Genomic DNA, 7,167 nt, shown 5'->3' with positions numbered 1-7,167 from the left:
CCCGTCGTCACCTGGGACGTCCACGACAACCAGCGCCGCGACTGGTGGGGCAACCCCGTCGTGCCGTCCTGGTACACCGACGCCTCCACCGTGCTCGACCTCGACGGCAACCCACAACCCCTCACCACCCGCACCGACAACTCCGAAATGGACGTCACCATCGGCGCCGACGGCTTCTCCTACACCCGCAAAGACGACGAAGCACACGGATTCAAACTCGGAGCGCAGCTATGACGAACGAAACACTCACGGTTCGTTCGGACCTGTTCATCGACGGGACGTGGCGGGCGGGCAAGGACGGCTCCCGCTTCCCCGTGCTGAACCCCGCGGACCACACGGAGCTCGCGTCGTTCGCGGTCGCGTCGGTCGAAGACTGCGATGACGCCGTCGTGGCTGCGGCTGGAGCACTCCCGCGCTGGAGCGCGACGCCAGCACGGGCGCGCTCCGAGCTCTTGCGCAGGGTTTTCGAGCTCATGACCTCCGAAGCTGAGACGCTTGCAGAGATCATGGTCAGCGAGAACGGGAAAGCGTGGCCGGACGCGATCGCCGAGGTTCGGTACTCGGCGGAGTTCTTCCGCTGGTTCGCCGAGGAAGCGGTGCGAATCCCTGGCGAGTACAGGAATGCGCCTTCGGGTGACAAACGCATCATCGTCACGCACCAACCGATGGGAGTCACCCTCCTGATCACTCCCTGGAACTTCCCCGCTGCGATGGCAGCGCGGAAGATCGCCCCGGCTCTGGCGGCCGGATGCACCGTCGTTCTGAAGCCCGCCTCAGAGACCCCGCTCACAGCCGCATACATCGTCGACCTCCTCGATCGCGCCGGAGTTCCGGCTGGCGTGGTGAACCTCGTCACCCCTCGACCCGTTGGCCCGGCGGTGGAGGCCATGCTCGCCCACCCGAGTGTTCGCAAGCTCTCGTTCACCGGCTCGACAGAAGTCGGCCGCGAATTGCTGGCGTCGGCCGCCGGGCGCGTGGTCAGTGCGTCGATGGAGTTGGGTGGAAACGCTCCGCTCGTCGTCCTTCCCGGCGCAGATCTCGACATCGCTATCGCCGGAACGGTCGACGCGAAGATGCGGAACGGTGGCTCAGCCTGTACCGCCGCCAACCGGATCTATGTGCATTCGTCCCTGCACGACGAGTTCGTGGAGCGCCTGGCCGGCAGATTCGCAGGGTTCGCGCTGGGGCCGGGAGCCGACCGATCGAACACGCTCGGCGCCCTGGTGTCCCAGAAGGAGCGGGACAAAGTGGCGACCCTCGTGGAGACGGCGATCGAAGAAGGTGCGACGTTGGCCTTCGGCGGCCCCGGAGGTTCGTCGGGCTGCTTCTATCCGGCCACCATCCTCACCGATGTCGTGCACGGCTCGACTATCAACACGACCGAGATCTTCGGTCCGATCGCTGCCGTCGTTCGTTACGACGACGTCGAGCTCGCATTGCAGCTGGCCAATGACTCGGAATTCGGCTTGAGCGCGTACGTGTTCGGGCCGGAGGGCGACGCCGTGCGTTTCGCAGCTCGACTCGAATCAGGCATGGTCGGTGTCAATCGTGGAGTCATCAGCGACCCGGCTGCACCATTCGGGGGTGTGAAGCAGAGCGGTCTCGGACGTGAAGGAAGTTCCGACGGGATTCTCGAGTTCCTCGAGGTGCAGTACATCGCGTTGCCCGCATGAGGTGAAGCCGCGTCGGTTCTGGTCAACCCAGGACCAACGCGGCGCTCATGACGCACATCGCCACTGCTGCGGTCGTTGTCAGAAGCGCGCGAGCCGGGCCCGAAGCCCGGATCCGCATCCACGCGCACGCCACGCAGAGAGCACACAGGACCGCTTGCGCGAGTACCAAGGTGACGACGATGACGCCGCCGAAGTGGCCGGCATGCGCGGTGGCCGTGACGTGTCCCGCTCCGGAGGAGTGAGCGTGAAACAGATGAAGTATCGACATCACGCCCATGCCGAGGGGCTCGGCCGCCACGAGTGATCCGCCAGCGCGGCGGCGGGTTGCCGCGCAACCGATCGCGACGCCGAAGAATAGCAATGCCCAGAGAAGCGGGTGGAGCAGCGGGTTGCCTCGTGTGGAGTCGAGCACTGCCGCTAGGGACAGGATTGCGATGGAATCAGCAAGTGGAGCCGGTGGTAGCGCAACCTTTCCTCCTGTGCTTGTCTGCACGCTCATGAATCGAGGCTATGAGGGCTGGACCGTGCTGTCATTGACAGCGGCGCACAGCGGTAGTGCGCCGCTGCATGACTGCTGCGCCCAGAACTCGGCGGCCCGCTCCGCACGCAACCGTCTAGTCGTGCCGTTCTTCTCAGCTGCTCTCTCGTACGACCACTTCGTAGTCGAGAAGGTGTTCGATGGGCCGATCAGCATCCGGGCCGTCGATGATCTGAAAGAGTTCGCCAGAGATCTTGCGTGGCCCCGGCCCCACGGACGTCAGCGCCGGGATGGTGTAGCGCGCCTCATCCACATCGTCGAAGCCGACGACGGCGACGTCGTCAGGGACCCGGATTCCGTTCTGCGCGAGCGTGTACAGCGCCCCGAACGCCATCGAGTCGTTGAAGCAGAACAGTGCGTCGAAGTCGGTCCCGGCATCGATGAGGCGCTGGACAGCGGCCGACCCCGCCGCGCGCGAGAAGAGATCGACCTCGCACCGCAGAGCCTCGTCGGCGGGTAGACCGGCACTGGCGAGCGCGCGAGCGTAACCCTCGGCTCGCAGAGTCGATGAGGCGTTCGGGCCCTCGCGCTGCACGCCGACTGCGGCGATCCGGCGATGCCCTCGCGCGATCAGGTGCTCCACGGCGGCCTGGGCGGCGCGGACGTTCGAGACGCCGACGTGCGCGACCGTCGCCGAATGGAATTGCTCGGCCTGCTCGCCGAGCAGGACGAGCGAGGTGGTGTTCTTCCGGCGAGCGACGTCTTCGGCGGTCAGGCGCAAGGGACTGAGAACGATCGTGCCGACCGAGGGGAGGTCCTCAGCCTCCATCACCGAACGCTCGCTGTCGCGGTCGCCTCCGGTCTGAGTGATGAGCACATTGCGTCCGCGTTCCTTGGCTGCGGCTACGAAATAGGACGCGAGATCTGCGAAGTACGGTTCCCTGAGATCGGGGAGGGCGAGGGCGATGACGCCGCTGCGGCCCTGGCGGAGCTCTCGCGCAGCGATGTTCGGGCGGTATCCGAGCTCCTCGATCACATTCTGGATCAGTTCGCGCTGATCGCTGCTCACCCGGCCCGTCCCGTGCACCACATTCGATACTGTCTTGGCGCTGACGCCGACCCGTCGTGCGACATCCTCCAGGGTGACGCGTTCCACCGATCCTCCTTCTCCCCGAGCGCCGTGCGCCGCAGAATGCGTGCGTGCGGGCTCAGCCTAATGCGATCATTTCCTGATTCAGCGTTGAATCAAAATCGTGCTAGCATCCTCGAATAGCCCACTGGTTCAACGTTGACTCGTTGACCGTCCAACCCGGATAGAACGACGGAGAAATCACGCTGTGCGCTCAACGATGAGACGGGTAGAACCCTACCTCTACATTCTTCCGGTCGCTGTCCTGGCGGGTGGGCTGATCTACTACTGCATCGGGTTCACAGGCTGGGCGAGCCTGACCGACTGGAACGGCCTTCGCCAGATGGACTTCATCGGCTTCGACAATTACGTCCAGCTGATGAAGGACTCCACCTTCTGGATCGCGCTGCGCAACAATCTCCTCTTCATGGTCGCCACCATCTTCATCCAGGCGGTCCTCGGCCTCCTGATCGCCGTCATCTGCAAAGAACGTCTCCCGGGCAGCAACATCTACAAAGCCATCTTCTTCCTGCCGATCGCGATGGCCCCGGCGATCATCGCGACCGTCTTCAAGTACGTGCTCGAAGCCAACTACGGAACACTCAACGAGTCGCTTCGCGCGCTCGGAATCATCAGCAAGACGACGGTCATCCAGTGGCTGGGCGCCGACCTCGGCCTCTGGTCGATCGTGCTCATCAACGTCTTCCAGTGGATGGGGTTCTCGATGATGATCTACTACGCCTCGCTGATGTCGGTCCCGGAGGAACTCTACGAAGCGGCAATGCTCGACGGCGCCGGCTGGTGGCGCCGGCTGTTCAGCCTGACGATCCCCTCCCTCCGCGGGACGACCAGCGTGCTGATCATTCTCGGCATCGTCGGGTCGCTGAAGACCTTCGACATCGTCTGGCTGACGACCGGGGGAGGGCCCGGCGATTCCACCCACTTCCTCACCACCTTCCTGTATCAGACCAGGTCGGATCGTCAGGCGGGATACGCCTCCGCAATCGGCATGGTGATCCTGCTGATCGCGTTCGTCCTCGCAGTCGTCCAGACCCGCCGCGCCGCACGGAGCATCCGATGAACGCCAACCGCCCCCTGCTGCCGCGCATCGTGATGTACGGCGTCCTCACGATCCTTGCGGTCCTCTGGCTGTATCCGATCGGGCTCGCGATCTACAAGTCGGTCGCCGTCGGCGGCTGGCACAACTACGCCGTCGTCCTCAACCACCCGACATTCGACTACTGGCTCGCGATCGGCAACAGTTTCCTGCTGGCGGGCGCCTCCTGCGTGGTGATCATGTTGATCTCCGCGATCGGCGGGTTCGCGTTCTCGAAGCTGAGATTCGCCGGCAGCAAGGTGATCTACAACCTTCTGCTCACGTGCCTCGCCGTGCCGATCGCCGCGGTCGTGACACCCCTGTTCTTCACGATCAACAATGCCGGGCTGAGCGATCAGTACGCCGGCGTGATCATCCCGCTGGTGGCGTTCAACGTCGTGATCATGCTCATGATCATGAAGAACCACTTCGATGGGCTTCCCGATGAATTGATCGAAGCAGCACGCCTCGACGGCAGCGGCACGTTCGGTGTGTTCTGGCGCGTGCTGCTGCCGTTGAGCGGTTCGAGCCTCGCGACGGTGGGGGTGCTCTCCTTCGTCTATTCATGGAACGAGTACCTCCTTCCCAACCTCCTGCTGCAGACGAAGGAGAAGTTCCCTGTCACGCAGGCGATCTCCCTGCTGCAGTTCGACCGGATGAGCCAGGAGCAGATCTCGCAGCTCTACGCCGGACTGATCCTGATGACCGTCCCCTCCGTGATCGTGTACCTGCTCAGTCAGCGGTACCTCCAGGCCGGCGTGACCGCCGGCGCAGTGAAGAGCTGAGGGCCCCGTAATGGTCGACCTTTCGATCCCGACGACAACCGCAGGGCAGTACACGAATCCGCTGCCGTTCAGCGATGGAGCGAAGCACACGAACCCGGATCCGTTCGGGCTGAAGTTCCGGGGCCGCTACTACTGCTATTCCACCGACCGGGGCGGCGTCAACGTCAGCGTCTCCGAAGACCTCGTGACCTGGGAGTCTCTCGGCTACGCGTTCCAGCGGGCCGGCCGCAAGGACTTCTGGGCACCCTGCGTCGTCTACTACGACGGCTTCTTCTACATGTACGTCTCGACCGCCCCCGAGGACTCGACGGACCCGCACGACGAGCGGCTCTCCCTGGCGGTCAGTTCGAGCCCCGTGGGCCCGTTCGAGTACGTGAAGACGTTCTTCGACGTCTTCTCGATCGACCCGCATGTCATCAGGGACCCGGATGGCAGCTGGTGGATGTTCTATTCGACGAACGATGTGACCGGACTCAATTCCGGGAACGCCGGAACGTCGATCCTCGTCGACCGCATGCTGGGCTTCGACCGGCTTGCCGGCGACCCGCGGCCCGTGGTGGTTCCGACCCTCCGCGAAGAGATTTTCGCGGAGAACAGATTCGGCGACGGGCGCGATTGGTACACGATCGAGGGCGCCACCTACTTCACCCACGGGCGGAACGCGTTCCTCACGTACTCAGGGAACGCGTACGTGCGCGAGAACTACTTCGTCGGGTATGCACGCGCACAGCGGGCGGCCTCGATCGGGGATCTCGTCTGGTCGAAATACCCGAGCGACTACGACTTCGCTCCGCTGATCCGCCGCAACACCGGTGTCGAAGGCACGGGACACAACTCGATCGTCATCGGGCCCGACCTCGCCGAGACGTGGATCATGTATCACGCACGGGATGCGGACGACCAGCTCGTGGACGGTGTCGAGCAACGCACGATGCGCGTGGACCGCCTGTACTTCGACGGCGACCGGCTCACGACTGACGCGCCGACGTACACACCGCAGGCCGCACCGGCCATGCCGGACTTCCGGGATCTCTTCCCCGGCGTCGCGCTCGGCGCAGACTGGGAGGTCATCGACGGCCAGTTCGACGTTCGCGACGGGGCGGCACACAGCGATGTCGAGTCGCCGCAGAGCGTCGCACTGACGCGGGCCCGTTTCGAGTCGTATCGCGCCGAGATCGACATCGCCGCCCAGGTCAGCCATGTCGGTGCCCGGTTCGGCGTCATCCCCGTCTTCATCTCCGCTGACGAATTCACCGAGGTCCTCCTCGATTCCGCCACGCGCACCATCAGCGCGGTAAGGGTGTCCCAGGGGATCTCTTCGACGGTCGCGAGCGCCACCCTGGGCGACATCCACATCTCGGCCTTCCACAACCTGACCGTGGACCGAACCTTCGACCGTGTGGATGTCGGGCTCGACGGACGTGCGCTGCTCACTTTCCCGGCGCCGGAGGGCCCAAGCGCATTCGGAATGAGTGCGCGACGCACCTCCGCGGCCTTCTCGAGCGTCGCCATCAACGGACACCTCGAACTCGTCGGCGCCGGCCTCGCCGGGATCGGCCGGATGTTCACGGCCACCCCGAGAGCGGAGGTGGACGACAGCGGTGTGAATGCACGGAACGGCGAGGTGCAGCTGCGGTCCTCGTGGCTTCCGGCGGACTGGTCCCACACGTTCGAGCTGGAGCTTCTCAGCCGACAGCGGGGTCGCGTCCGGTTCGACCTCATCGACGCCCAAGACGTGGTCACCACGATCGAGGTGACGAGCGCCGGTGTCCAGATCGGGCGGGAGGCGGCGAACGAGACACGAGTCCTGCTGGAGACTCCTCTCGCCGAAACGGCCTTCAGCATCCACATACGCTCACGCGACGAACAGACCGACGTCCGGGTCGCGGGAAACACCTGCCGCTTCGCAACTGCGGCGGGTCCTGTTTCCCACCGGCTGAGCCTCACAGCATCGAGACTGCGTGGTTTCGAGGCCGGCTCCACCGCGGCAAACCCCTAACAAAACA

General features: G+C 64.5%; 6 protein-coding genes and 1 pseudogene. 5 read left to right on the top strand and 2 right to left on the bottom strand.

The window, feature by feature from the left end; translation table 11 throughout:
• A pseudogene (locus ACPYOG_RS10045) lies at positions 1–234 on the top strand (3,4-dihydroxyphenylacetate 2,3-dioxygenase); the annotation flags it as partial.
• Complete coding sequence (locus ACPYOG_RS10040) at positions 231–1,673, top strand: NAD-dependent succinate-semialdehyde dehydrogenase (RefSeq protein ID WP_481294085.1); 1,443 nt, start codon at positions 231–233, stop codon at positions 1,671–1,673. The pseudogene ACPYOG_RS10045 and the gene ACPYOG_RS10040, both read left to right, overlap by 4 nt.
• A gap of 22 nt (positions 1,674–1,695) precedes the next feature.
• Here ACPYOG_RS10040 and ACPYOG_RS10035 read toward each other — a convergent pair whose 3' ends face one another.
• On the bottom strand, positions 1,696–2,172 hold the full coding sequence (locus ACPYOG_RS10035; protein ID WP_481294084.1) for a hypothetical protein: 477 nt from the start codon (positions 2,170–2,172) through the stop codon (positions 1,696–1,698).
• A gap of 133 nt (positions 2,173–2,305) precedes the next feature.
• Entirely contained in the window at positions 2,306–3,307 is a 1,002-nt protein-coding gene (locus tag ACPYOG_RS10030; RefSeq protein WP_481294083.1) for a LacI family DNA-binding transcriptional regulator, read from the bottom strand.
• A gap of 193 nt (positions 3,308–3,500) precedes the next feature.
• Here ACPYOG_RS10030 and ACPYOG_RS10025 point away from each other — a divergent pair, with 193 nt between their 5' ends.
• From ACPYOG_RS10025 to ACPYOG_RS10015, 3 genes are read left to right on the top strand one after another with little or no spacing between them, the layout of a single operon-like run.
• A complete protein-coding gene (locus ACPYOG_RS10025) occupies positions 3,501–4,361 on the top strand; it encodes a carbohydrate ABC transporter permease (RefSeq protein ID WP_481294082.1) in 861 nt (286 codons plus the stop codon).
• Positions 4,358–5,161, top strand: a complete 804-nt coding sequence (locus ACPYOG_RS10020; protein ID WP_481294081.1) for a carbohydrate ABC transporter permease — start codon at positions 4,358–4,360, stop codon at positions 5,159–5,161. Before ACPYOG_RS10025 ends, ACPYOG_RS10020 begins: the two co-directional genes overlap by 4 nt.
• Before the next feature lie 10 nt (positions 5,162–5,171).
• Complete coding sequence (locus ACPYOG_RS10015) at positions 5,172–7,160, top strand: glycoside hydrolase family 43 protein (protein ID WP_481294080.1); 1,989 nt, start codon at positions 5,172–5,174, stop codon at positions 7,158–7,160.
• Positions 7,161–7,167 lie beyond the last annotated feature (7 nt).

This window comes from Leifsonia sp. HAY1-4F (assembly GCF_056755275.1).
This window is presented reverse-complemented; position numbering and strand designations above follow the sequence as displayed.

Excerpts from the sequence above, each read along its gene's own strand:
- ACPYOG_RS10040 (WP_481294085.1), top strand. The coding sequence starts at position 231 with ATGACGAACGAAACACTCACGGTTCGTTCGGACCTGTTCATCGACGGG.
- ACPYOG_RS10035 (WP_481294084.1), bottom strand. The coding sequence starts at position 2,172 with ATGAGCGTGCAGACAAGCACAGGAGGAAAGGTTGCGCTACCACCGGCT.
- ACPYOG_RS10025 (WP_481294082.1), top strand. The coding sequence starts at position 3,501 with ATGAGACGGGTAGAACCCTACCTCTACATTCTTCCGGTCGCTGTCCTG.
- ACPYOG_RS10020 (WP_481294081.1), top strand. The coding sequence starts at position 4,358 with ATGAACGCCAACCGCCCCCTGCTGCCGCGCATCGTGATGTACGGCGTC.
- ACPYOG_RS10015 (WP_481294080.1), top strand. The coding sequence starts at position 5,172 with ATGGTCGACCTTTCGATCCCGACGACAACCGCAGGGCAGTACACGAAT.